Genomic DNA, 26,245 nt, shown 5'->3' on the forward strand with positions numbered 1-26,245 from the left:
CCTGGGCCCGGCTGGCGGGTGCCGATTAGGTCAGGTCCGGAGGAGTCGGCACAGAGATGAGGACAGCTCCGGTGGGAAGGCCAGTCGCCGTGGCGGGGTCGGCCTGCCGGCGCCAGGGGGAGGTGTGGGCGGCGTGGGCTGGTGGGGCAGGTGTGCGTAGCACCGTGGAAGGAAGAACATCTGGACCGGCAGACCCCTCGCATTCGCGGGCCGGTGGATCGTGACAGACGCGGTCGCTCAAACGGTCGGCGTGGAGGACTGCAGTACGGCTCGTACGGGGCTTAATCCGTTTCGCAAATCCAGCACCGAAGATTGGGTTAATTATCCGACGAGAGATGCTCCTCAAGGGCAATGCGGATGCGGGCAATACGTGCCTCGGCCTTCCGAAGCGAAGCGGCGACCTCCGAGCCTCTACCCGCAAGGTCTCCGGCCTGCCCTTTGGGGAGGTCTTGGTCCGGCTCAGGATTTCTCTCGCGAATCAGCCGGAAAATTTCTTGAATGGCGCGGTGCTGGTCGTCCTCCTCAAGGTGCTCGGAAAGCTCCAGCCACTTCGCCTCTCTGTCGGCTGCCTCCTCGGCAGCAAGGGAAACAACGTCCCGAACAACCCCGCGGACGATGTCTTCCAGCTCAAGGGCGTACTTGAGCAGAGGGGCCACTCCCACGTCCGCATCGTCGGGCTGGTGGCCTGACCTGAAAATTCCGTAGAAATGCCAGGGATCTTGTTTCTCGCTCAGGCGTGCCAATGCTTTGAACACTGGCTCGAAGGAGGTCGTCGGCGGGTCCTGGGTGTTCAGGGATGCCCGATGGGTCCAGAGGTTAAGAATGGTGCTTGCCGCTTCACGTCGAGCGCTGCCGATTTGAGACTCATTCGCCGCCTGAACGCGGACGATCAGATCGCCGATGTGATGTGCCATCCAGCGGCCGAGGACGTCGTTGCTTGGCAGGCTCTCTGCGATCTCCTGGCCGAGTGCGAGAGTCTTCTCAAAGCTCGCCACATCCTCCGGAGGCATCGAAGAGGTAAATCTTGAAGGACCGCTCGGGGAAGGGGAGGTGTTCGTCATCGTTGTTGTCCCGAATGGTGGAGTAGGAGGGCTTGTGGTCGTCGTGGGTGCGGTCGATCATCACCTCGACGATCAGACTTCGGTCGGTCGCGGTGAGCAGTTCGAGGAGGGCTTCACGCCGGATCTCAAGCCGCTCGCCTTGTTGTCCGATGCCGACGCGCCGTCCGGATTCCGCATAGTCGCTCCAGACCGCGCTGCGAAGGACAGGCCCATCAGAACGCCTCCAGATGCGCATGTCGGCGTCAGGAACGAGACCGAGTATCGAAACGAACTCATCGGCAGGGTGAGCAGGAGGGTATCCGACGGCAGCGGCTACAGGATCTCTGCTGTCCTGGCCTTCCCGCTTGTACTGGTCCACGATCCAGCCGCTCAGCTCGAAGCCGTCAGCTGAGAACTGGTCGTCCTCGTCTGTGGCGCCAGCGAGACTGAAGTCCATGTAGGACGCAGTCTGCAGAGCGAGGACCAGCGCCCGGGCGTTGGCAGAGCTGGCCAGAGCGCTTCGGACGGAGACGTTCTGGGCCGCTCGGTCGGTGGTGTCGTCCGACCTCTCCCATACTGTGATCCATCCGTCGTCCGCAATGAGCCGTTGACTGAAGTGCTGGCTGTTGAGACGCCAGATCCAATCCTGGGCGGGAGCATGGTCCGACCCGGTAAAGATGCTTCTCGGTGAGGGGTCGCGTCGGTCAGCAAGCCATCGGCCATCATCACGGCTGATGAGGAACTTGCCGAGCCACTCGGCGAATCGGTCGGTGTGTGAGTCCTCATCCTGGAGGACGGGGTGCTTCGTGACCAGTTCTCCGGCCGCAGCCCACAGCGCATGGGTGGACAGGTAGAAACGAAGGTCCTCCTCCTGGGGCCAATCCGATTTATAGGCGAAGCTTGAGTCCCGTGGATAGAGCCTCAATGTATGGCGAGGGTCCTCATCTCGATAGAGAGGCTTCAGTCGATCGATGAGGACGCGATCGGCGAGCCTTTCGACTTCTTCCTCACTGATTTCGAACGCTTCTGCGAGGGGGCGGCACCAGTAGTCGGAGAAGTCCAGAAAGAAGCGAAACCGGACGGACTCAGTGCTGGGGACTGCGGAGGTCTCGCCTGCACCTGTGCGGTTGTCCTCGGTTGCGGGCAATTTCTGCCGCCGAGTTGTCCGGTTCCGCCAGGAGTGGCGGATGATCTCCGTCGGCACATTGACGGACCGGCAGCTGCAGAGCTCGTCCGACGTCAGTTGAACGGTGTCGGAGGACGCCAACGAGATCAGGGTGGTCCTGGCGCTCTCCTGCATGACGACATGGGGAACATCGTCGAAGACGACCTTCCTCAATAGCGGTGCGAAGAGCGCGATCTGGTGGTGTGCGGCAGGGTCCTGAGCTGCCCGTGCCAGCGCGAAGAGGAGCCATTGGCGCGCGTGCAGGTCGTAGAAGGGAAGACGGGTGTCCCTGAACGGGGACACATCGAGGACACCTAGGGCGAGGCGGTGCAGGGAATCGAGTTCATCGGTGCAGCCGAAGGCCGCGAGAAGCCTTACGCAGTGGGCTGCCTGCCAGCGCATGACAGGTGCGGGATCACCGAGGGCGGTCCACACGTAGCCGGCCACGCATTCGGTGATACTTGATGGGACAGCAGGGAGTCGGGCGAACTCGCCATCGCCGGAGTCTGTGGGTGCAACGTCGCCGAGCATGGTGGTGAGGTCATCGAGAAGTACCGCTGCCTGAAGGTGTGGAAGTCGTTGTGCCAACCGCCCGGCCAGGGCGTAGCACTCCTCGGAGGCGAGTGGGACCTGATGTGATCCGAGTTCCTTGAGGGCTGCTCCCAACAGGTCTTCGTTCGGAGTACCAGCAAGCTCGACGAGTACCTTCAAATCGAGGGTGTCATAACTCCGGGTCGTGATTTCTCGGCAGAACCTCATGGCGGCCGTCCGGCCGAGATGACCGATTTGCCTGCGGGTAGCCTGTGGGAGAACGGGCTGGCTGGCGAGCTTCTTGATCATCGCCGCGTGGTCAAAGATGGAGAAGTGGGGGTTGCCTTCAAAGGCGGCCACCATGTCGTCGAGCTTGGGGAGCGGGACGTGAGCGGCTCGGTCGACGACACTCTCCCATCTCAGCCGGGCCTTGGAGTCGCGAACCAGTACGCGGGCTGCTTCCCAACCCTCGACGGTGGTGAGGTCGTACGCCGTTAGGGCTTCCTCCGCCTGCTGTCTGTGCGCGACTCGGTCCTCGTCCTCCTCGCCGTACCAGTCTCGCGAACGCGTGCCGGCGGCCGAGGGGAACACGAAGTGTCGTGCGGTAGGAGCAAGCGGCGTCCCGTCGAGCTCGATACCGAGCTCATTGGCAGTCTGATCGAGGCGGTCAAAGGACTCGACGCGAAATCGCTCGGCTCGGAGGAACTCCCCGACTGCCTGGGCAATGGGTCGGCCTTGGGCGGGCGCATGGCGGAACGCTCGCTCGACAAGCCAAGGGGGTTAACGATGTGGCCGCCGAACGGCAGGAGCCCCAGCTGTACGGTGGCGGTGAGTGGACTGTTGTTCTCTGCGGTGACTGCTCGAATGAACGGCAGTTCGGAACAGAAGCGACGGTCTCGCCAGCGAGAGGCTATGGCTGTTGCCGATCGTCCACTAAGGCGGCTGATTGCGGAGAGTGCCGTGGAGGGGTCAGCGGCATTGCCGACGAAGGGGTCGAGACCCTCAACGATTTGCGCGACGCGATAGGCGCGGGCATCGTCGTCCTCGGTCTCCGATGAGGCAGCCCGTGTGAGAGCGACAAGTGCTTGCCACACTGCGTGGACGTCGTCCCCGACGCGATCCGTCAGATCGATGGCGTGAGTGAAGTAGGCTTGGGCCTCCCTGGGATCGAACCGGTAGACGGCCCGGGCCAGATTGACCATCTGCTCGGCCTTGAACTCCGCACTTTCGTGAGAGGCGTCGAGCACCTTCGCGGCCAGCTCCGCCACGCTCACCGTGATGTGCGCCAGCTCCGGGATGCCGGCCGCTGTCCGTACCACGTCGATGAGGCTGGTGACACTGATGTGACGTTCCGTCTCCGAGTACCAGGCGAGGAGCAGCTTCCGCGATTCCTCTGACGAACCGAAGGCGAGGATTCGGGAGCCGAAGCGCGAGGCACCCCGGATAAAGAGGTGGGGGGTCTCGTAGTCGGAGTAGCTCTTGAGCCTGGTCACCGCTAGCTCCCCGAACCGGGCATCTGTGTCCTCCGCGGTGCCGACCAGGCAGTCAACCCAGAGGGCAGCCAATCCGGCCAGGGGCACCACGCTGCTCTCATGATCCGTCAGTTCTCGGGAGTGGACGTACGGGTGGCGACGTGCCTCGATCACATCGGCCCCGGTGATGTCATCCAGCTCGAAGGGCTGCTGCCGAACTCTGGCGAGCAACGAGAACCCGCACAGAAGGGTCTCCGTGCCGTGACCATATCGACTTCCCGCTGCCCGTCCCAGGTCCCTTGGGAGATTCAGCCGGAGGATCCGTTCGGCTTCGCTGTTGGGCAGAACGCCATGCCGAAGCCCCATGGCGACGATCCATATGACTGCCTGGAGTTCGAGGTTCTCCTGCCCGTAGCGGTTGCGGAAGGAAATCGGTCTCCGCTGCCTCCTCAGTACCCTGACCAAACGTTGTGCGAGCGGCCTTCGGCAGACGACGTTGGCGTTCCAGGCGGCCGCGGCGACCGCGAATCGCAGGTACTTCACTCGTGTCGCGATTCGGCCGAGCTCTTCAAGTTCGTCGGTGCGGCCAGCGTCGGCGAGCCGGGTCGCGATGATCAGCCCCGTGTCGAACGCAAGCTGCTTCGGTCGCCATCGGGCGAGGTGGTCGATGCAGGCCTCAACCCCGTCGGTATTCAGTAGGCCGAAAGCGATTTCGGCGATATCTGTGGCGCCAACGCCGTGATCTTGGCGCTCTTCGCGGGGTTGCCGCACCCAGGCCCGGACCCAGTCGGCAGCACTGCGCAACCTGCTGCGGGCGAAGTCCGTTCGCCCCTCCGCGGCAGAAAGCAGCGCCCCTTCGTAGTGCAGGTTCGATCCCGGCCAGTCCCCTGCAAGACTGCGCATGGCAACCATGTCCTCGATGGTCCGCGCATCCAGGAACTGCCCAGCCAGATCGGTGTTCTGGCGCAGCAATTGAAGCCTGCGGGAGTGGCCGGCGGCCAGACCAGCGGCCTTGAGGGCAAGCCGAGCTGCCTCGAAGTCCCGCCCCGCGCGAAGGGTCGCCTTGAGAGCGAATTGAGCGCGTTGCTGAGCGATTTCATGCTCTTCCAGGTCGTTGCCTCGAGGTAGAGCGCCGTCGGTCAACGCCAGATCGACGAGGGTGTCGACCTGATCCGCCTCCCAGAGCAACTGGGGCAGGCACGCTGCCACGTATGGTTCCGTGTCGGCGAGCGGACTCAGCCGGTCGAGGAAGTCGCCCAGGGCTCTGCCGGTCGGGCGGAATCTGGTCCGGAACCAGGTTTCGGTCGGTTCGTCGCGGAACTGCAGGGTGTCGCCGTCCACAAGCAGCGGTCGTCCGAGATCTACCACGAAGCTATGGATCAGAGCAGGCGGCACCGAGCACAGATCTGCCAGGACACGGACGGGGATCCGCGGCCGCAGCGCGGCGAGGGCCTCGCACAACTGGTCGATCTCATAGGCGGAGTGGTGGGCATCCTTGCATTTGTCCACCAGGCCCTGCAGCAGCCCGTCGAGCATGGTGCCGTCGGTCTGTCGCACCGTGCCGAGGGAGGCGAGGCAGGCCTCAATGTCCGTGGCCGAGTCGAGCACGAGGGCTTGTACCCGAGGGTTCCCGTCAGTCAGACGGTGAAACTCCGACGCCTGCTGATCGGTGACGACGCCGAACACCGACTCGAGGAACTGCTTGGTCTCCCCGACATTGAAGCCCACGAGCTCGATCCGGCGTGCCAGGGGCGGTGGATCGAGCAGGTCGATGCGCTCGGTCCGGCAGAGCATCAGCAGCCGCACGTTGGCGGGCAGAGGTTCGCGCAACAAGTCGGTGACGAAGGTGCGTTCGTCACAGTCAGCGGCGAAAAGGGCCGCGTTGTCAGCTGCATCCACAATCACGGTCAGCAGCGCCTGTGGGGCTGTGGCCGACAGGGTCTCCGACGCGGTCCGGACCCGGGCCAGAAACGCCTTGGCGTAGTCGGCGGGCAGGGCCGTCGCCGAAGGAATCAGAGGATCGCACAGCGCGTGTGTGGCCAGCTCGTTCGACAGTTGCACCAAGCCTTGCCGGTGCTGGTGCCGCGGTGCGCTGGCTCGCCGGTATCCGCCGTTGCCGAAGCAGTCATAGACCAGCGTGACGGAGCCGTCCGGGAGGCTTTGTTTGACCTGCGTGGCGAAGACCGACTTCCCAACGCCGCCGGCTGCGTGCACGATCACGGGCCGCCCGGCGAGCTCCACGACTTCGTCGACAATCGCACGGGTCTGCGCGGTGACGATCACGGAGCCGGGACGGTCGATGAGGTTCGGCGCGGGGAGGAGGAGATCGGGAGAGGTCCTGAGCGAGGTGAGGACCGTGAGCCTGGTGATGACGGGGTCGGATTCGAGGGACGTGGCGCGCCGGGCGACCATTTCTTTGAGTAGCACGTGCTCGACGTCAGGAGCGCCAGGGAGGAAGCCCGCGAGATCCAGCCTGAAGAGACTCTCCAGGCGTAGCAGGCCCGGAGCCTTGGAATCGACCTCGAAACGACCGAAGAACAGTGCTTCGCCATCCGGATCGTCGTTGAACGCCGCGTACTGCTTGAGGAACTTGATCTCGTTCTTGTGTTCCTGCGCTGCACTCGTCGAGCACGTGCTACTCAAAGAATTTGAGGCGAGGGCCTCGATGGCCTTCAGGACCGAGCTGCTCACCGGCCGATTGGAGAGGAGGTCGAACGATACTTTCTGCTCGGCCCCGGGGAGCTCGGACCTGATGCGGCGGAACTTCTCGGCGAACCCCTTGACGGTCTTGGAGAGTCCCGACACCGTCCACTCCTTGTCCGCCTGGACAGTCGAGTGCTTGAGCTGTCGGTACACAACGCGGCTGGCACCCTCAAGGCCGCTGGCCCCGTAGTACTCGGCGATGTCGATGACATCCTCGCCGTCGTTGCCTTCGGTATCATCCGGCGAAACGCCTTCGACGACGACTGCCGTCAGGTCCGTGTCGGGCGACAACAGCTTGAGCGCCTGCCGGGCGCCCCAGTGGTAGTGGAACTGGTCGCCGTCCCGACTCGCGCGAAGACGATCGGTCTCGGTCATCCGTGGACCTGACGGAGCTGGGTATCGTTGCGGCTCGACAAGACTCTCCTCGACATCGCAGGAGGGGGACAGGAGGCGACGTCTGCACAACGTAGCACCGGGCAGATGTTCTGCAGGCTGCGTACCTCGATGCTTGCCCGGGTAGGTCAGTCTTCCGCGGTGCGGCTGTGATGGTGTCCGCCCAGGAGCAACCTCGCCATACGAGGAGCAGTAATAGTGTGCCTGTCTGAATGTCCAAGGGATATGACGCGTCGCTCGCCGAATTGGCAGCTGATTTATTAGAGGCCCCTTGGTGGCAGCTCAGCTGTCGCCGCGAGGTGGCCCCGGCTGTGCGTCGTACTGCAAAGTGGGGCCACCTCCAGAGTGGTCAAATGACCTAATCTGAGAGTCAGTTGTTCACATCAAATGCTGCGGTGACGGGCGCGTGGTCGCTCCAGCGCTCGGCGTGGGAGGCTGGCCGCTCAACGAAGGCCTCGACGCATTTCTCAGCGAGGTTTCTAGTAGAGATAACTAGGTCAATTCTCCAGCCGGAGTCGTTGTCGAAGGCGCGGCCGCGGTAGGACCACCAGGAGTAGGGGCCGGTGCGGTCGGGGTGGAGGTGGCGGACGACGTCGACGTAGCCGGCTTCGTCGTAGACGCGGGAGAGCCAGGCGCGCTCCTCGGGGAGGAAGCCGGCGGACTTCTGGTTGGCCTTCCAGTTCTTGAGGTCCTCGGGGCGGTGGGCGATGTTCCAGTCGCCGCAGACCACGACCTCGCGGCCGTCGGCGGCGGCGCGGGTGCGGAGCTTGTGGAGGTGGACGAGGAACTCCGCCATGAAGCGTTCCTTCTCGTCCTGGCGCTCGGTGCCGACTTCGCCGGAGGGGAGGTAGAGGCTGGCGACGGTGAGGCCCGGAAGGTCGATTTCGACGTACCTGCCCGAATTGTCGAATTCCGCCGACTCGAAGCCGATGACCGAGCGGCTCGGCTCCGTCCGGGAGAGGATCGCCACGCCGGCCCGGCCCTTGGCTGCGGCGGGGGCCCACACCGCGTGCCAGCCCTCAAGGTCGCGCAGCTCGACGGGGAGCTGCTCGGGCTCCGAGCGCACCTCCTGCAGGCAGACCACGTCCGCCTCGGTGGCGGCCAGCCACTCGATGAACCCCTTCTTGGCCGCCGCCCGGATTCCGTTCACGTTCACACTCGTCACCACGATCACCCGGAGAGCCTACCCACTGCCGGGTGCGGGGCCGTGCCGCGACGCGTCCGCTTGCGGAGCTGACGTGAACGCACCATGAAACTCCGTGGCAGTCCCGCCGGGCCGCGCCATTGGTCTTGACCATCTCCCGATCGAGCCCCTAGGGTCACTTACTGCAAGGTCCTTTAATAAAGAAGGACGGAAAAAGCCCGCTCTCCCACCTGCCGCAACAGCGGGCAGCGGGCCGGGATCCGCCCTCCTTCAGCAGGGCGGAAGACATCAGGGTGGAGGACACGGTGGGAACGACGGCACAGCTCACGGCGGTACCGGAACCGAAGTACTGGCACCTGCGCACGGTGCTGCTCCGCGCCATCGACACGGAGTTCTCCACCGGCCAGATCCTGCCGAACGAGCGCGAGCTCGCCGCCCGCTTCGGTGTCGCCCGGGCCACCCTGCGGCAGGCGCTCGACCAGCTGGAGCTGGAGGGCCGGCTGGTCCGCCGGCGGGGGATCGGCACCCTCATAGCCGCCCCCCGGGTCGGCGTCCCGGTGAACCGGCAGGAGGAGGGCTGGCCCGGCGCCGCCCGCAGCCAGGCCTGGCGCACCGTGGACTGCACCACCGCCCCGGCCACCCGGCGACTGGCGGAGGCGCTCGGCGTCGCCGAGGGCGCGCCGGTGCACACCGTGCGCCGGGTGCGGCTCGTACAGGGCCGGGCGATGGCCACCGAGTCGCTGCACGTGCCCGCCGCCGCGCTGCCGCACCTGCCCGGCTTCCGCGCCGAGAGCGACCGCGCCCGCTCGGTGCTGCGCCAGCTGGAGCGCCTGGAGGTCGACGGCGAGTCCCGTTCCGTGGAGCTGGGCGTCGCCGAGGCCGAGCAGGCCGCCCTGCTGGAGCGCCCGCCCGGCTCGCCGGTGCTGGTGATGACCACGCAGTACGCCGCGGCCGGCCGGCTGGTCGCGCTCGCCGTCTCCACCTACCGCGCGGACCTCTGCAAGCTGACCTTCGGAGAGACCGGCCTCGTCGAGGTCACCCCCGTCGGTGCCACCCCCGTGGGTGCCGCCGCTTCCTGAACCATTTCCGAAAACCCTCAGGCCCAGGCCCGGACACCCCGCCAGGTGTCCGGGCCTGGGCCGTTTCGTACCCGGATTTCGTGAGGCGGGCGCATATCACGGGTTCCTGAACGGGGGGGAACCGTTTGGGTCCACCCCTGGGCCGATGCCAAATCGATCGGTAGGTTCCGAACGATCTCTGTGCAACCCGAGTGTCCGTCGATTCAGGGGTGGGGGCCGTGAACGCGCACTGGTACCGCAAGATTGTCGAGAGACCTGCCGGCCGCAGGGTGGCCCAGCTGCTCATCCTCGCGCTGGTCGGCGTCGGGCTCGGCATTCCGCCGGCCGCCTGGGCCGTGCCCAAGGACCGCACCGTCGTCTCGGCGCCACTGCCGCCCGGCCGGGTGAGCGCCGATGCGGGCCCCGGCGGCCCCGGGGCCGGCGAGTCGCCGGCGACCCAGGACCCGATCCCGGACGACAGCCCGCTCGGCCGCGAGCGGGCCGCGATCGCGGCGGAGGCGAAGGCCGCCTCGGAACCGCCCCGGCCCGCGCCCGCCCCGGCCCCGGCGCCGGACGCCGAGGAGTACGAGCGGCAGCTGGCCGCGCTGAAGGCCGCCGGACCGCTTCCCGGGTACCGCATTCCGCCGACCGAGGTGGACGACACCGGCAAGCGCCGCCACGCGACCGGCCCGGCACCGCTGACGCTCGACCAGCTGGCCGACCCGCCCGTCGCGAAGGACTCCGGGCGGAACGGGGCCGCAGCCCCGCAGGGCGTGGCCGCGACGCGGCACTACGGCGCCACCTACGCGGTCGGCGCGCTCCAGGTGGCCCCGCGCTACAACGCGATCGGCTACCAGCGGATCACCGTGAACAACACGTCCGACTTCACCTGGACCACCAGCGGGCAGATGCTCGTCCTGCACCTGTACCGCGACGACCAGACCCTGATCAACTTCATCGCCGCACTCACCGCCCTGCCCGTCGACGTGGCGCCCGGCCAGTCCATCACCTTCGACGCGGTGATCCCGGAGCTCGGTCCGGGTGCCTATCTGCTGTCCTACGAGATGACCGACCTGGCCGACGGCGCCTACCCCTTCTCCCACTACGGAGTCCCGGCCTCGCAGGCCGCCCGGCTGGTCGTGCCGCACTACGCGCCGACCGCGAAGGACGGCTGGCCCACCAACGGCGCTACCGTCGCCACCCGCGTGCCGACCCTCTCCGCCTTCGTCGGCGACGACCGCAGCGTTCAGACCCAGTACGAGATCCAGCTCTGCCCGACCAGCGACCCGGCGCAGCCCGGTTGCTGGGGTTCCGGCATGGTCAACCTGCCGGCCCACCCGGGCGGATGGGGCGCGGTCGCGACCTTCACCCCGCCCGCCGACGCGCTGCACTGGAACACCACCTACTGGTGGCGGATCCGGGTCCAGGACCCGGGCTACACCTCGCCGTTCAGCGGGATGAGCCCCTTCACGACCGTCGTGCCGCCGCCGAACGACGCCGCCCGCCTCGGGTTGGACCCGGGCGCCCTCGACGAGGTCGGCGTCAACCTCTACCTCGGCAACTACACCCGCCGCGAGACCGACTTCGACTTTCCGGAACCCACCATCGGCCTCCAGGTGCAGCGCACCTACAACAGCGCCGCCACCGCCAACACCTCCTTCGGCATCGGCTGGAGCTCGCTGTGGGACATGGGCGTCGCCGACGCCGGGAACGGTGTCTTCACGCTCAGACTGGACGACGGACGGAAGGTCAACTTCGGCCGTGAGCCCTACCCGAACAGTGGCTTCGTCGCCCAGTACGGCAGTGGCGGCCTCGGCGAGTGGGTGGACGCGAGCCACATCCGGATGGGCGCCCGCGACTACTACTTCACCGGCCAGGACCTCCAGGTCACCGACTGGACGGGAGGCGGCAACCTCCAACTGGAGCACGGCGACCCCAACGGCCAGACCTCCCGGATGTACCTCGCGTCCTCGAACCGCGCCCTGTACGTCCGATGGGACGGCCGCGGCCACATCAGCTCCGTCTCCACCGAACGGGTGTACGACTCTCCGACCGCGATCACCTGGTCCTACACCTACACCGACGACTACCTGACCAAGGTCTGCGACCCGGCCGGCGGTTGCACCACCTACACCTACGAGAGCAGCCGGCCCGGCGGGGGCACCAAGCGCCTGGTCAAGGCGCAGCGCGCCCGAGCCGAGAACGTCACCACCGTCGTCTACGACGGCGACCGGGTGTTCCACGTCGGCCGGGCCGACAACAACGCCACGGGTGTCGACAACGGCTGGACGTACGACCGCAGGATCGACACCTCCGGCCCGAGCCCGGTGCCGATCGTCCACCGCACCGACCCGCGCGGTGTCCACACCTACTACCAGTACAACCGGGAGGGGCAGCTCGCCTACCGGTGGACGGCGACCCCGACACCGCCCGCCAACCGGTTGCGGATGTTCACCTACGACATCTTCGGTGAACTGACCGCCGCCGTCGACGAGAACGGCAACGTCACCCGGTACGGCTGGAGCAACTTCGGCATGCGCACCCGGGTCATCCGCTACCGCACCCCCCTCCAGCCGTTCCAGGAGAGCACCGAGTACCACCTCGACACGAACCGGATCGGTGATCCGGTCAACGGCAAGCCGACGAAGGTCACCGACGCCAACGGCCACACCACCGCGTACGACTACGACCCCATGGGCCGCCTCGTCACCGAGACCAACCCGGTCGGCGGCACCACCGGCCTGACCTGGTCCTGCGGCGCGCCCATCACGAACGACATCCACCCCAATCACCGCGAGGGCGACCGCGGCACCTGTTACAAGGTGGTCGGCGTCACCGACCCGGGCAGCAGGCTCACCCGCTACGGCTACAACCGCGAGGGCGACCAGACCATGGTCGTCCTCCCGGGCGGCGGGCGTACCGACACCTTCACGGACGACCTCGGGCGGGTGACCCGGCGCACCGTCACCGACCCCGCCCAGCCGAACGGCGCGACCACCACCTACACCTACGACAAGTTCGGCCGCCTCGCCACCGAGACCGCGCCCGCGGTGCTGAACCCGGTCAGCGGCGTCACCCACCAGGCCCGCACCAGCTACACCTACGACCCGGACGGCAACGTCGCCACGAAGACGGTCGCCGACCTCACCCCCGCCGCCCAGGGCGGCGACGCCGCGCGTACGACCACCTACGGCTACGACGCGCAGGACCGGCTCACCAGGGTCACCGAGGACGGCATCACCACCAAGCGCGTCGTCTACGACCAGATCGGCAACGTCACCGACAGCTGGAGCCCCAACGGCGCGCACTACGTCTACGGCTACGACATCAACGGCCGCCTGAGCCAGGTCGACCTCCTGGGCTTCGTCGACGACCCGAGCGCCAACTCCCCGCCGCGTCAGGTGCGGCTGAAGACCTTCGGCTACGACGACGCCGGCCGCCTCGCCCACGTCACCGACGCCATGCAGCACCTGGTGACGTACACCTACACCAACGACAACCTGGTGCTCACCGAGAAGTTCTCGCTGGTGAACCAGCAGGGGACGAGCACCCGCGAGATCACCCTGCACACCTTCACCTACGACAACGCCGGAAACGTCGTCAAGGACGTGCGCGGTGACGGCACCGCCGCCCGCACCACCGTCTTCGCCTACGACGCCGCCAACCGCGTCACCTCCACCACCGGCGACCCGGGCGGCCTCAACCGCACGGCCACCACGGCCTACGACACGGCCGGCCTGGTCACCTCCACCACCGTGACCGACGGCACCCGCACCGAGACCGGCGAGAACGTCTGGGAGGCCGCGACCGGCCGGCTCACCGCCACCGTCACCCGCCCCGACGCCGCCACCGCGCTGGTCACCGGCTACCTGCGCGACGCCGGGGGACGCGTCCTCGCCACCACCGACCCGCGCGGCATGCCGCAGCCCGGCGCCCCGGGCCTGCCCGACCCGGCGTACACCACCACCAACGCCTTCGACCAGCTCGGACGGCTCTCCAGCACCACCACGCCCGCCACCCCGGTCGAGGACGGCACGCCCGGCGCCACCGCCACCGCCCAGCAGGGCACCACGACCCGCGGCTACAACACCTTCGGCGAGGTCACCGAGGTCAAGGACGCCACCGGGGCCGTCACCCGCTTCCTCTACGACAAGCAGGGCCACCGCACCGAGGCCCGGCTGCCCGCCTACACCCCGCCCGGTGCCACCGCCGCCCTGAACCCGGTCGAGAAATGGACCTACGACGCGGACGGCAACACCACCTCGCACACCGACGCGCTCGGCCGCACGACCACCTACACCTACGACCTGCGCGACCGGCTGGTGCGCACCACCCTGCCGCCAGCCACCCCCGGGGCCGCGCCCGGCGTCACCGTGGTGCGCCGCGACGACAACGGCAACGTGCTCTCCGTCATCGACCCGACCGGCGCCCAGACCCTCGCCGTCTACGACGGCATGGACCGGCGGATCTCCGCCACGTCGGTGGTCCGCAACGGCACCGCCACCCCCGACAGCCACACGACCGCCTACACCCACGACGACTTCGGCGACGTCCTCACCGAGACCCTCGGCGCCACCTCCACCACCTACACCTACAACAAGCTCGGCGAGCGCACCTCCAGCACCCCGGCCGGCCACGGCACCACCCGCTACACCTACGACCTCGCCGGCCGCACCGCCACCGTGACCGACCCGCTCGGCCGCAAGTCCACCACCAGCTACGACCTGGCCGGCCGGGCGACGGCCAGGACCGTCGCGGACCCGGCCGGCACCGTGCTCGCCCGCACCGGCTACGGCTACGACGCCAACGGCAACACGGTGAGCGTCACCGACCCCGACGGCCAGGTCCGGCGCACCGCCTACGACGCCCGCAACCGGCCGACCACGCTCACCGACCCGGCGGTGCGCCCCGGCGACGCCGCCTCCGCCCCGGTCACCGGCCTCGGCCACGACCTGCTCGGCCGGCTCACCCGGATCACCGACGCCAACGGCAACGCCACCCACCAGCGGTACAACTCCCTGGGCCTGGCCGAGGCGCAGTCGCTGCCGGCCGTCCCCGCCGACCAGTCCGCCGCCGACCGGACGACCACCACCGCCTACGACGCGGCCGGACAGGTCACCGCCATCACCCAGCCCGGCGGCGTGCGGCGCACGTTCGGCTACGACGGTCTCGGCCGGCTGACCAACGAGTCCGGCACCGGCGGCGACGGCGACGCCTCCCGCACCTTCGGCTACGACCTCGCAGGCCGGGTCACCTCCGCCTCCGCCCCCGGCGGCGCGCAGACCTTCGCCTGGGACGACCGCGGCCTGCTCACCGGCAGCCAGGGCCCGCTCGGCACCAGCTCCTTCACCTACGACGCCGCCGCCCGCCCGCTCACCGAGACCGCCCCCGGTGGCGCCAAGGTCAGCTACACCTGGAACGGCAACACCGACCTCGCCACCGTCACCGACAACCTCTCCGGCCTGACCCGCACCCTCAGTCACGACCTCGCCGGCCAGGTCACCACCGAACAGCGCAACGCCGGCCAGAGCGCAGGACCGACCCGGAGCCTCGGCTACGACGGCCTCGGCCGGATCGCCACCGACACCGTCACCGACCCCGCCGGCCACCTCTCCACCCAGCTCACCTACAGCTGGGACCCGGCCGGCCGACTGCTCACCAGCGGCTCCACCGGTACCGCCGACCCGCACGGCGAGACGTACGACTACGACCCCGCCGGCCGCCTCACCCGGGTCACCGACACCACCAAGGGCACCGGCACCGACTACGGCTGGGACGCCGCCGGCAACCGCACCTCCGTCACCGACTGGACCGGCACCGCCGCCCAGCACACCGCCACCGGCACCAGCACCGCCGCCTACGATCCGCGCAACCGCCTCACCTCCAGCACGGCCGCCGACGGCGCGACCACCAGCTACACCTTCACCCCGCGCGGCACCCTCGCCACCACGACCACCAAGGACGCCGCGGGCGCCGTCACCGCCACCTCCACCAACCGCTACGACGCGCTCGGCCGGCTCACCGGCGTCGACGGCCGCAGCTACGCCTACGACGCCCTCGACCGACTCACCGCCGCGACCGCCGGCACCGCCGCGGCGGCCTCCTTCAGCTACGCAGGACTCACCAAAGAGCCCGACTCCGACGGAAGTTGGTCCTACGCCCGGGCCTCGGACGGCACCGCGATAGCAGCCGCCCCGAGCGGCGGAGGAACCGCCCGTACCCTGCTCACCAACGCCCACCACGACGTGCTCGGCGCCACCGACACCGGCAGCGGCGCGCTGGCCGCCGGGCGTTCCTACAGCCCGTTCGGCAAGCCCACCATCACCACCGGTGCCGCGCCCGGCCTGGGCTTCCAGGGCGGCTGGACCGACCCCGCCACGGGCCGGGTGCACGCCCAGGCCCGCTGGTACGACCCCGGCACCGGCCGCTTCACCTCCGCCGACGACCGGGTCCCCGGCCTGCGCACCGCCGCCACCGCCAACCGCTACGGCTACGGTGCCGGCGACCCGGTCGGCCGCTGGGACCCCGACGGCCACTTCGACCTCGGCGCGCTGCTCGGGCAGGGCGCCCGCGCGGTCGGCAGCCTGGCCGGGGACGGCCTGGACCTGCTCGGCACCGCCCTGCGGGCCGGCGGCGGCCTGGCCGTCACCGTCGCGGAGGAGGCGGCGGCCGTGGGCGGCGAGATCGTCGCCGTCGGCGCCACCGTGGCCGAGGCCGGCGCCGCCGCGGTCACCTGCTCGGTCGCCTGCACCGCCGCGCTGGTGGTCGGCGCGATCGTGGTGGTCGCCTTCGTCGGCTACGTCGTCTACGAGGTGGTCAACGCCGACGGCAGCCTGAGCCCCGTCTCCACCGGCTCCGGCACCGACGGCGTCACCGTCACCGACCCGGGCACCAACCAGCTCCCCAAGCCCCCCGTCGGCGCCCAGCCCGCCAAGCCCAAGCCGCCGCAGTCCTCCCCGCCCCGGCCGTACGTCGTCAGCACCAGCAAGGCGACGACCACCGACGTGCGCACCGAGGTGACCACCTGGTGGGACGACACCTACCTCTACGAGCGCACCGACACCTGGATCACCGACACCACCCGGGTCACCTCCTACTACTCCGACGGCTCCTGGACCAAGAGCGGGCCGCAGGTCAGTGTCCGCCACTACTGGGAGACCGTGTGGCGGGCGCTGATCGACCTCACCCATCCGATCCAGCTGCCCACCCCCACCGACACCAGCAGCGCCGACCCGCACCTCGACGAGCCGAGCGACCCCGACGCCGGCTGCGGAACCGGAGGCCCCGCCGACGCCTGCCTCGCGGCCAATGCCGACGGCCGCCTCCCCACGGGCGCCCTCGACCCCCGACCGGCGGACGCCGGCCAGGGCGGCAAGGGGGGTGGCACGGGCGGTCCGGACCAGGCGGGCTGCACACCCGATCCCGCGGCAAACTTCGACCGTGCCAAGGCGTCGGAGAGCGGCAAGGAGCCGGATCCGAGGGCCAAGGCTCCCAAAGGGACGAAGGGGCAGAAGGACGTCCCCAAGCAGAGCCGCGCCGGCCGGGCCCTCGGCAAGAAGTCGGGCCGGGACGGCAACAGCGGAGGCTGGCCGACCGCTCCCGGCAACCCGGTGAACCTCAACCCGATCGCGGAAGCCCTCCTTGACCGGATGCTCGGACACCCGGACGGTGTGGTGACCGTGGAACGCGGACGGATCGACGGCGAGTTCGAGGACTGCTACGACTTGCAGATACCGGGCGAGCCGCACGGGGCGCGGTTCTCGATGGACAGCGTCTTCGAGACCTTCCTGAACTTCTGACCTGCCCGTCCGTACCATCGTCGAGAGGAGCGTGAGTCATGCTGGAGAACCCGGCGGAGTGGCGGTTGGGGCCGGAGACCCGGGTGATCGAATCCGAGGGGTCGGATCCCGATACCTGGATCGTCGAGTTCCGTGACCCGAGGATCGACGAGGCCGGCACGGTGCTCGCCGTCATCCGGCCGGAGGACGGTACCTGGCAGGACGCCGTCGTCAGCGTTCCTCCGGACGTGGACCGGCTGCCGGTGGCGTTCGTTCACTGGGCCCTCGACGAGGCCCGGCGGCGGCTCGACCGCTGATCGCGCCGTCAAGCCGGGGCTGTCGCACTGCGCGACAGCCCCGGCTCGTCAGGCCCGGGCCGAACCCGCTTCCGCCGTCGGGGGGTTGACGGCGAAGAGCTGTTCCTCGACCTGGTCGAGGGCCACCCGCAGGGCGCCCATCGCGACGACCTCCGAGCCCAGGGCCGCCAGCGCCACCTCGGGGGCGCGCAGGGTGAACTCGGCGAGGCGTTCGCGCAGCGGGTCGAGGACGCCGTCCAGGCCGGCCGCCCAGCCGCCGATCACCACCAGCTGCGGGTCGATGGCCAGCACAAGGGCGGCGACGCTCTGCACCAGGCGGGTCAGGAACCGGTCGGTGGCGACCCGCGCGACCTCGTCGCCCTCGCGCGCCAGCCGCAGCACCCGGGCGACCGCCGCCTCGTCCAGCGGGTTGAGCGGCTTGCCGGTGGTGGAGAGCAGGCGCTCGGGCGTCACCTCCTGCCCCAGCAGGTGCAGCGCGCCGATCTCGCCGGCCGCGCCGCCGAAGCCCCGGTGCAGACGGCCGTTGATGAGCGAACCGGCGCCCGGGCTCAGCCCCGCCATCACGAACACCACATCGTCGGCGCCGACCGCCGCACCCTGCCAGTGCTCGGCGATGGCGGCGAGGTTGGCGTCGTTCTCGATCATCACCGGGCAGCGGAACGAGCGCCGCAGCCGGGCCCCGAGGTCCAGCCCGGTCCACCCGGGCATCGCGGTGCCCAGCTGCACGGTGCCGTCCCGGTCGACGATGCCCGGGGTGCCGACGCCCACCGCCCACAGGTTGTCCCGCGACACGCCCGCCTTGCGCAGGACCTCCGCGACCACCGACCGTACGGCGGCGAGCCGTTCCTCCGCGTCCAGGGACTCCTCGACCGGCCGGAAGTGGCTGCCCACCACCTCTCCGGCGAGGTCGGCGAGGATGATCCGGATGTCGTGCACGCCGATCTCGATGCCGAGGATGTGCCCGGCCTCGGCGCGGAACCGGAACCACCGGGCCGGCCGGCCGCGCCGCCCGGCACCCGCCTGGCCGCCCGACTGCGGTTGCTCGACCTCGGCGACCAGGCCGGTCTCCACCAGTCCCTCGATCACGCCCTCGACCGTCGGCCGGGACAGCCCGGTGTCGCCGACCAGTTGGGTCAGGGTCACCGCGTGGCCCTCGCGCAGCGCCCGGAGGGTCACCGCCGCGTTGATCCGCCGCAGGAGTGAGGAGTCGCCACCGGTGAGTCTGTCCGCCAAGACGCTGCCCTTCGCCGTTCCGCGCGACTGCCCTTGCGCGCGTGCCGTGTAAACGGGCACCGTCGGGCGGCGCCGCCGGAGCGTCACACCCGGGGCCGCCCCCGGGCGGACCCGCGGGAGTCGGCCGCCCGGTGGAACCGGCACGGCGGTGCTGCGCCGCCTGGCCGGTCCGGGTGGCCTGAGCCGGATGCTACCGGGGCCCGCTCCGCCCGGCGAGCATCTTCCCAGCTCATCCAGGCTTCGGTATCGAAATGGTACGGATCGGGTGGCAGTGCGTGATCCTGCGTGATCACGGACCTACCGCCCCACCGCCCCGCGGTCGCCGCAGCGCCGTCAGCGCAGGCCGCCCGTCGCGCCGAGGTTCTGCCCGGAGACCCACCGGCTGTCCGGGCCGACCAGGAACGCGATCACGTCGGCGATGTCCGCCGGCTGCCCGAGCCGCCGCAGCGGGGTCATCCCGGCGACCGTCTCCAGCGCCTCCGGGGGGTTGGTGGAGCGCAGCAGTTCGGTCTCCACCGGCCCGGGGGAGACGGTGTTGCAGGTGATCCCGCGCGGCCCGAGCTCCAGCGCCGCGGCCTCCGTCAGCTGCTCCAGGGCGCCCTTGCCGGCGAGGTACGGGGCGATGCCCGTGGTGGGGCGGCGGGTGTTGAGGGAGGAGACGTTGACGATCCGCCCGCCGTCGCGCATCCGGCGCGCCGCGTACCGCAGGGTCAGGAACACCGCGCGGGTGTTGACGGCGAGCACGGCGTCGAAGTCCGCCACCTCGGTCTCGGCGAGTGGTGTGCGGGTGAAGCTCCGTGCCGCGTTGTTGACGAGGATGTCGAGGCCGCCGAGCTCCTTCTCGGCCGCCGCCATCAGCCGCTCCGCGCCGTCGGGTTCGCCGAGGTCGGCCCGCACGGCGTGCGCCCGTCCGACCCCGCGCGCGGCCACCGTGCGCACCACCTCGGCCGCTGCCGCGTCGTCCTGCGCGTAGCCGAACACGACGTGCGCGCCGTCCGCCGCCAGCCGCTCCACCACGGCCCGCCCGATCCCGCGCGAGCCGCCCGTGACGACCGCCGCGCGTCCGGCCAGCACCCCGCTCGGCATCCCGCCCGACATCGCGCCCGACACCTCGTCCGACATCCGGCCCACCCCGCTTCCCTGCCGGCCGCACACCGGCTTCGGGGAGAACCTACCCTCCGCCGGATCCCCCGGCCAGCAGCTTCCGGCAGGGCGGCGCCGGCCGAACTGAGCGGACGTCAAAGAGGGCGCTGCTGAGGCTTTCCGGGGAGGGCCGGATCCTTGCGGCACGGCCGGTCCTCCGGCTGGATCGTTCACAACGTGCCAGGTGAGAAGGGAAGTTGGACGGCATTCGGCCGGCCGGGCGCAACGGCGTGAACGGAGCACCCGGTCAGGGGCCCTATGCTGCTGCGCATGCTGAGCGAGACACGCCCGGTGGGTTCGGGGGCGGCCATCTTGTCGGACCAGGAGTTCGTGCGGGCGCAGACCCGGATCGGGCCGGTGCCGTTTGTGCCCGAGGTGCGGCTGCACATGGCGGAGGACGCCATCGAGCTGTGGGAGACCACCGAGTCCGCGCGCGGCGAGGTCGGGCTGCCGCCGCCGTTCTGGGCCTTCGCCTGGGCGGGCGGCGTCGGGGTGGCCCGGTACGTGCTGGACCACCCGGAACTGGTCGCCGGGCGCACGGTGCTGGACCTGGCGGCGGGCTCCGGCCTGGTCGGCATCGCGGCGGCGCTGCGCGGCGCCCGGTCGGTGCGGGCCGCCGAGATCGACGCCTACGCCGTCGCCGCCATCGAGGTCAACGCGGCCGCCAACGGGGTGGAGGTGGCGGCGGCCGTCGAGGACCTGCTGGACGGGGACGGCGCACCGGCGGAGGTGGTGCTCGCCGGGGACGTCTTCTACGAGCGGGCGATGGCGGCCCGCTTCCTGCCGTTCCTGCAACGGGCCCGGTCACGGGGCGCGGTGGTCATCGTCGGCGACCCCGGCCGCGCCTACCTGCCGCGCGAGCGGTTCACGGCCCTGGCGGCGTACGACGTCCCGGTGATCGCGGACCTGGAGGACACGGCGCTGAAGACGACGACGGTGTGGGAACTGGCGGGCGGCTGAGCGTCCACCTGCCGGAATTCGCTGTGGCCGCCGCACGGCCCTGGTAGACACGCACTCGTGATCGACTTCACCCTGCGCACCGCCGTCCCCGACGACATCCCCGCCGTGCTCGCCCTCTGGGCCCGCGCCGCCAAGGGCACCAGCATCACCGACGACGCCGACGGCGTGGCGGCGCTGCTCGCCCGCGACCCGCAGTGCCTGCTGCTCGCCACCCGGGCGGACCACCCGGCCGTCCTGCTCGGCACGGTCATCGCCGGCTGGGACGGCTGGCGCTGCCACCTGTACCGCCTCGCCGTCGACCCGGACCACCGCCGCCGTGGCATCGGCGCGGCCCTGCTGGCCGCCGCGGAGGCCCGGTTCGCCGCCCTCGGCGGCCGCCGCGCGGACGCGATGGTCCTGGACGACAACGCCCTCGGCCACCGCACCTGGCAGGCCGGCGGCTACCGCCCGCAGCCCCAGTGGACCCGCTGGGTCAAGCCCCTGGCGGCGGACTGACCCGCCCGGGGCTGGAGCCGGCAAGGCTCGGAGCGGGCCGTGAAGGTCACTCGTCCCAGTCGAAGGTGAACCGGCCCGTGGTGCTGTCGCGGCTCACGTTGCGGGGGCGGGGTGGCGGCGAGAACTCCGCCCCCGCCCAGTCGGACTCGGTGAGCGCGTGGGGCGGCGGCCGCGGAGCCGACGTCATCGGCCGGCTCACCTACGACGGCGACCCCGACAGGTGGCCGGTGCTCGTCCGGGAACGGCACGCCTGGCCGCACTGGTGGCTCTACGACTGCGGCATGGCGGAGTTCCTGCGGCGGCTGTTCACCCGGGACTTCGACCAGTGCCCACTCGGTGACGCCTCCCTCTGGGGCGATCCGTCACCTCACTTCGTCCACTGGCGCGAGGCGCGCCGCCGCTTCGAGTCCGGGGTGGACCCGTTCACCGGAGAGCCACTGCCCTGGTCCGGCAGAGGCTTCGCCTGACCCCCTGGCCGGCGGCGGGCTGAGCCGTTCGGGTGGGGGTGCGGCGGTGCCGGGGCGGTGGGGGCGGGCTCGGGCGGGAGGCTGGTTGCTTTGGAGCGGGCAGGTGGTGCTGGTCGGGAGGACGTGTGAGTGGTCGTGGTCGTGGTGGTGCGGAGGGCGGGGGCCCTGATGCCGGGGTCCTCGGTACGGCGCTCGGAGTGGTGCTGGCGTTCTCGCTGGCGGAGGGCTCGTGGGAGTGGTTCTCCACGTACCTGGGGCTGACGTTGCTCACGGTCGTCCTGGCCTTCGGGCGCGTTCCGGGGCGGGGGGCCGTCGGCTACGGGTGGAATCTGGCGGCGTACTCGCTGGTGGTGGGCCTGTGCGTGGCGCTCGCGCTGGCGCCGGCGCTGCAGCGGTGGGAGTGGCTGTTCCCGATGCCGGGCACGCGGGACGGGTGTGTGCAGGCGGGCCGGTACGAGAGCCTGCACGCGCAGGCCGCGTTGGGGGAGCTGGCCGGGAAGGACGCGGCGGCGCTGGCCTACGCGCAGGAGCAGCAGAGCAGGGTGGCGGTGGACGACTGTCTGGCGGCGACCACGACGCGGTGGCTGCCGGTGTACGCGCTGGGCACGGCGCTGCTGGTGAGCGGCGGCGTGGCGGTGCGGGGGAGGGCGCGGCGGGCCGGATGAGCGCCCCCCGGCCGCCGGATGGGCGCGGACGGGTGGCGGGGGGTGCGGGGGCGTGATGCGGTGGGGCAATCCGCATGCGAACCGTCCGCGCCCATGGAAGTGAGCCGCACCGTCATGACCGTTCCGACCGGGCCGATCGAGCCCGCTGAGCCGATCGCCCGGATCCCCGACTTCGAGCAGGCCCTCGCCCTCTACCGCGATCAGGAACCGCCCACGGCCATCAACCTGTCCGTCGCGGAGAACGTCCTCGTGTACGAGGACTCGATGCAGAAGATGGTGTTCGACGAGATCGAGCTGCTGCCGGAGAAGTACATCCACTACAAGCGCCCGTACGGTGAGGACGCGCTGCGCCAGGAGGTCGCGGCGCTGCTGACCAAGGCCTTCGAGGTGGAGGTGCCGTGGGGCGACGTGTTCGGTGCGGGCGGCGTCGGGTCGGCGCTGGAGTGTCTGGCGTTCGCGCTCCAGGACCCGCCGAGGAAGGGGGAGGTCGGTCCGCCGCCGTTGAAGGAGGGCGACGGGGTGCTGCTGCCGGCGCCGTACTGGCAGGGGTTCAACTGGTCGTTCGAGCAGCGGCCGAAGCTGACGTGCGTCCCGGTGGGGCTGCCCACCGAGGGGCCGGACCGGTTCCGGCTCACGCTGGACGCGATCAGGAACGAGTACGACAGGTACTACCGCGTGCACGCCGAGTACCCCCGGCTGCTGGTGCTGACCAACCCGCAGAACCCGCTGGGGGTCAACTACGGGAAGCAGCTGCTGGACGAGATCTACGCCTGGGTGCTCGACGAGACCGAGATGCACATCATCTCCGACGAGATCTACGCACATTCGCAGGTCGACGGGGTGCGGGTGCCGTTCACGAGTGCGTTGGCGCTGGAGGCGTACGGGCGCGCGTGGGACCGGATCCACGTGGTGTGGGGGTTCGCGAAGGACTTCGGGCTCTCGGGGTTCCGGACCGGGTTCGTGGTGTCGAAGTACGGGCCGGTGCAGCGGGCGATGCTGGGGACGACGGGCATCGAGGAGAAGAGGAACCCGATGCCGTGGTTCACGCCGGTCGACTCGCTGAAGCACTACGTGCTCGGCGAGCTGCTGGAGGCCACCGTGAACGGGCCCGGCGCGGAGCTGTACACCAGCTATGCGATGCGGCGCTACAAGGAGTTGTTGAGCGAGAGCTTCGTGAAGGTGCGGGAGCGGTTGGTCGCGAGGGGGATCGAGTTCGTCTACACGGAGGGTGACAACCCGGCCCAGTTCTTCTGGCTGGACCTGACGGCGTACCTGGGGAAGCGGAAGGAGAAGGAGCCCTGTAGCCCGCTCCCGTTCACCCCGCCGAACGACATGGACCCCGATGAGCTGTGGCTCTTCGAGTACCTCCGCTGCGCACCGACCGAGGTCACCCTCCTCCCGGGCCAGACCATGCACAGCCCCGCCCCCGGGTTCTTCCGGCTGTGCTACACGGCCTACCAGCCGGAGGTCGTGTGTACGGCGATCGACCGCGTGGCGAAGGCCCTGGCCCTCTTGAAGTAGGGCGCAGGAAGTCGGCCCGGCCGACTTCCTGCGCCCTACTCGCTTGACCGATGCCGGAGGATGAGAGCGTGATCGACAAGGAACGCGCCATCGAACTCGTCGAGTCCTACCTGGCGAGCGACGGGCCCGCATTCGAGCGGACCGTCCACGCCGTGGAGGAGTACGACGTCGGGTGGCTCGTGTTCTGGGGTCCGGCCGCGTCCGCCCGTACCGGCACCGGGGTCGGCCGTCCCGTCGGCGGGGACAGCCACGTGCTCGTGGACCGGTACGACGGCAGCCTGCACTACGTTCCCGACGCCTGGGGGCCGACCGAGGGGTGGGAGGACCACTACCTGCTCCAGACCAAGGGCGCCCGCCGCCCCGATCCGCTGGCCGCCGCCGTCCGTGAACTGGCGCGGTCCGCCGGCGTCGTGGCCGCGATGGGACATCTGCGCAAGCAGGCACCGGAGTTGGGCCTGCGGGAGGCCAAGGCCTACCTCGCGGCCGTCCGGGACGGCGCCGAACCCCCCGAGGAGCTGGCGGCCCTCGCGCGCAAGAAGCCCACCTCGCCGCTGTGGCCGGTCGAGACCCTGGCCGGCCCCGTCGAGTAGCGGACCGGGGTAGCGTGCAGGTATGGATCATGACGAACAGTCACTGCACGCGTCGTCCTTCGGCTCCGCGGCCGTCGCCTACGCCGAGCACCGGCCGGACTACGCGCAGGCCGCGGTGCGGTGGGCGCTGGAGGCGGCTCCCGGGACGCGGGTGCTCGATCTCGGCGCCGGGACCGGGAAGTTGACGGGCACGCTGGTGGCCCTCGGCGCCGACGTCGTCGCCGTCGAGCCGGACGCGGCGATGCTGGGCGAGCTGCGCCGCGCGCTGCCCGCCGTCCGCGCCCTGCCGGGCAGCGCCGAGCGGATCCCGCTGCCGGACGCCTCCGTCGACGCCGTCGTCGCCGGCAACGCCATGCACTGGTTCGACATGGCCGTCGCGGGCCCCGAGATCGCCCGCGTCCTCGCACCCGGCGGTGTGCTGGCCGGGCTGTGGAACCTGCTGGACGACGAGGTGGACTGGGTCGCCGGGCTCGCACGGGTCAGTGGGGCGGAGGCGATCGGCGAGCGTGACACGCCCGCCAGTTGGCGCGCCGTGACGGCGGGCATGCACCTTCCCGCGAACGGTGACGCCGCCCGCTTCGGCTCGCCGGAGCAGTCCGCCTTCCCGCACGGACAGCGCCGCACCGCCGACTCCCTCGTCGACACCCTGGCGACGCGCGCGGGCATGCTCGTCATGCCGGAGCGGGAACGCGAGGCCAGGCGCGGCGCGATCCGGGCCTACCTCGCCGGCCGGCCCGAGCTCGCGGACGGCGAGTTCACCCTCCCCATGCTGACCGGCGTGCTGCGCGCCAAGCGGCTCTGACGGCACCCCTGCCGACGCCGGCGGGCTGAAGGGCCGTTCGCCGGCCTCCGGCAGCAGCTCCCGCCGGCCATGGCGGCGAGTCGGATCCGACCCCGGCTGGGGTAGCGTTCGCGTGCAGAGGATCAACGATTTCCGTCGGCCGTGCCGCGGACGGCGAACCAGGGGAGGACGACGTGGCCACGAGCACCGGCCGGAGGGTTGTCCTGATCCGGCATGCGCAGGCCGAGCGGGACACGCCGGTCGACCAGGAACGGCGGCTCGACGAGCGGGGGCGGGCGGAGGCGTCCCGGGCCGGGCGATGGCTCGCGGATTCCGGCATCACGCCGGATCTCGCGCGGGTTTCCGGCGCCCGCCGGACCAGGGAGACCTGGGAACGCGTGGCCGCCGCGTTGCCGCAGGTTCCCGAGACGATCCACGAGGAGCGGCTCTACGACCTGAGCGTGGAGATCCACCGTGGGGAGGGAGGGATCGCCGAGCTGGTCGCGACGGTGCGGGACACCGCGGACGGCGTGCGCGACCTGGTCGTCGTCGGACACAATCCGAGCCTGCACGAGCTGGTCGCGCTCCTGGCCGGGGCGGCCGACGGTGACCTCGCGCAGCGGGCGGCGGAGTCCGGCTTCCCGACCGGGTCGGTGGCCGTCCTGGAGTTCGACGGCTCCTGGCAGGCGCTCGGACCCGGCGTCGCGCGGCTCGCCGCGTTCTGGACGCCGCCGGAAGGCTGAGGCCCCGGCGGCGCTCCGCCCGGCCGGCGGCGCGTTCGGCCGGACA

General features: G+C 70.3%; 17 protein-coding genes. 11 read left to right on the forward strand and 6 right to left on the reverse strand.

All coding sequences use genetic code 11. The features are described from left to right. Positions 1-317 precede the first annotated feature (317 nt). From ACFVVU_RS00520 to ACFVVU_RS00535, 4 genes are all read right to left on the reverse strand, one after another. Positions 318-995, reverse strand: coding sequence for a hypothetical protein (locus tag ACFVVU_RS00520; RefSeq protein WP_387787234.1), 678 nt, complete (start codon positions 993-995; stop codon positions 318-320). Continuing rightward, complete coding sequence (locus tag ACFVVU_RS00525) at positions 982-3,327, reverse strand: hypothetical protein (RefSeq protein WP_387787237.1); 2,346 nt, start codon at positions 3,325-3,327, stop codon at positions 982-984. Before ACFVVU_RS00525 ends, ACFVVU_RS00520 begins: the two co-directional genes overlap by 14 nt. Continuing rightward, on the reverse strand, positions 3,231-7,286 hold the full coding sequence (locus ACFVVU_RS00530) for a hypothetical protein (protein ID WP_387787239.1): 4,056 nt from the start codon (positions 7,284-7,286) through the stop codon (positions 3,231-3,233). The genes ACFVVU_RS00525 and ACFVVU_RS00530 overlap by 97 nt, the downstream gene beginning before the upstream one ends. Positions 7,287-7,674: 388 nt before the next feature. Further along, positions 7,675-8,478 (reverse strand): exodeoxyribonuclease III, encoded by an 804-nt coding sequence (locus ACFVVU_RS00535; RefSeq protein ID WP_387787240.1) that lies wholly within the window; start codon positions 8,476-8,478, stop codon positions 7,675-7,677. 275 nt (positions 8,479-8,753) lie between these two features. Between ACFVVU_RS00535 and ACFVVU_RS00540 the strand changes: the two genes are divergently transcribed. From ACFVVU_RS00540 to ACFVVU_RS00550, 3 genes are all read left to right on the forward strand, one after another. Then, a complete protein-coding gene (locus ACFVVU_RS00540) occupies positions 8,754-9,527 on the forward strand; it encodes a GntR family transcriptional regulator (RefSeq protein WP_380683901.1) in 774 nt (257 codons plus the stop codon). Positions 9,528-9,745: 218 nt separating this feature from the next. Continuing rightward, positions 9,746-17,305 (forward strand): RHS repeat-associated core domain-containing protein, encoded by a 7,560-nt coding sequence (locus ACFVVU_RS00545; RefSeq protein WP_387787243.1) that lies wholly within the window; start codon positions 9,746-9,748, stop codon positions 17,303-17,305. A gap of 38 nt (positions 17,306-17,343) precedes the next feature. Continuing rightward, the gene (locus tag ACFVVU_RS00550) at positions 17,344-17,601 is read left to right on the forward strand and encodes a hypothetical protein (RefSeq protein ID WP_380686582.1); all 258 of its coding nucleotides are present in this window, start codon (positions 17,344-17,346) and stop codon (positions 17,599-17,601) included. A 48-nt stretch (positions 17,602-17,649) separates the two neighbouring features. Here the strand turns inward: ACFVVU_RS00550 and ACFVVU_RS00555 are convergent, their stop codons facing one another. Together ACFVVU_RS00555 and ACFVVU_RS00560 are read right to left on the reverse strand one after the other, a co-directional pair. Further along, entirely contained in the window at positions 17,650-18,834 is a 1,185-nt protein-coding gene (locus tag ACFVVU_RS00555; RefSeq protein WP_387787246.1) for an ROK family protein, read from the reverse strand. 333 nt (positions 18,835-19,167) lie between these two features. Next, positions 19,168-19,956 (reverse strand): SDR family oxidoreductase, encoded by a 789-nt coding sequence (locus ACFVVU_RS00560; protein WP_380687697.1) that lies wholly within the window; start codon positions 19,954-19,956, stop codon positions 19,168-19,170. Between the two features lie 291 nt (positions 19,957-20,247). On the opposite strand from ACFVVU_RS00560, the gene ACFVVU_RS00565 reads away from it, so the two are divergent. From ACFVVU_RS00565 to ACFVVU_RS00600, 8 genes are all read left to right on the forward strand, one after another. Beyond that, positions 20,248-20,937: a class I SAM-dependent methyltransferase gene (locus ACFVVU_RS00565; protein ID WP_380687699.1), complete on the forward strand. Its 690-nt coding sequence runs from the start codon at positions 20,248-20,250 to the stop codon at positions 20,935-20,937. Positions 20,938-20,994: 57 nt separating this feature from the next. Beyond that, entirely contained in the window at positions 20,995-21,432 is a 438-nt protein-coding gene (locus ACFVVU_RS00570) for a GNAT family N-acetyltransferase (protein WP_387787250.1), read from the forward strand. Between the two features lie 77 nt (positions 21,433-21,509). Continuing rightward, positions 21,510-21,899 carry a hypothetical protein gene (locus ACFVVU_RS00575; RefSeq protein ID WP_387787252.1) on the forward strand — a complete coding sequence of 130 codons (390 nt, stop codon included), beginning with the start codon at positions 21,510-21,512 and terminating at the stop codon, positions 21,897-21,899. A gap of 197 nt (positions 21,900-22,096) precedes the next feature. After that, positions 22,097-22,564 carry a hypothetical protein gene (locus tag ACFVVU_RS00580; RefSeq protein ID WP_380687705.1) on the forward strand — a complete coding sequence of 156 codons (468 nt, stop codon included), beginning with the start codon at positions 22,097-22,099 and terminating at the stop codon, positions 22,562-22,564. 114 nt (positions 22,565-22,678) lie between these two features. Beyond that, positions 22,679-24,085 (forward strand): pyridoxal phosphate-dependent aminotransferase, encoded by a 1,407-nt coding sequence (locus ACFVVU_RS00585; protein ID WP_387787254.1) that lies wholly within the window; start codon positions 22,679-22,681, stop codon positions 24,083-24,085. 68 nt (positions 24,086-24,153) lie between these two features. Next, entirely contained in the window at positions 24,154-24,675 is a 522-nt protein-coding gene (locus ACFVVU_RS00590; RefSeq protein ID WP_387787255.1) for a hypothetical protein, read from the forward strand. A gap of 22 nt (positions 24,676-24,697) precedes the next feature. Next, positions 24,698-25,477, forward strand: coding sequence for a class I SAM-dependent methyltransferase (locus tag ACFVVU_RS00595; RefSeq protein WP_387787259.1), 780 nt, complete (start codon positions 24,698-24,700; stop codon positions 25,475-25,477). 173 nt (positions 25,478-25,650) lie between these two features. Continuing rightward, entirely contained in the window at positions 25,651-26,199 is a 549-nt protein-coding gene (locus tag ACFVVU_RS00600) for a SixA phosphatase family protein (RefSeq protein ID WP_380688856.1), read from the forward strand. Positions 26,200-26,245: the final 46 nt, after the last annotated feature.

This window comes from Kitasatospora sp. NPDC057965, assembly GCF_042887135.1.
In the GTDB taxonomy this organism is placed as follows: domain Bacteria; phylum Actinomycetota; class Actinomycetes; order Streptomycetales; family Streptomycetaceae; genus Kitasatospora.

Bases quoted from the DNA above. Each gene is read 5' to 3' on its own strand.
- ACFVVU_RS00530 (WP_387787239.1), bottom strand. From the start codon at position 7,286: ATGACCGAGACCGATCGTCTTCGCGCGAGTCGGGACGGCGACCAGTTC.
- ACFVVU_RS00550 (WP_380686582.1), top strand. From the start codon at position 17,344: ATGCTGGAGAACCCGGCGGAGTGGCGGTTGGGGCCGGAGACCCGGGTG.
- ACFVVU_RS00560 (WP_380687697.1), bottom strand. From the start codon at position 19,956: ATGTCGGACGAGGTGTCGGGCGCGATGTCGGGCGGGATGCCGAGCGGG.
- ACFVVU_RS00565 (WP_380687699.1), top strand. From the start codon at position 20,248: ATGCTGAGCGAGACACGCCCGGTGGGTTCGGGGGCGGCCATCTTGTCG.
- ACFVVU_RS00585 (WP_387787254.1), top strand. From the start codon at position 22,679: ATGACCGTTCCGACCGGGCCGATCGAGCCCGCTGAGCCGATCGCCCGG.
- ACFVVU_RS00595 (WP_387787259.1), top strand. From the start codon at position 24,698: ATGGATCATGACGAACAGTCACTGCACGCGTCGTCCTTCGGCTCCGCG.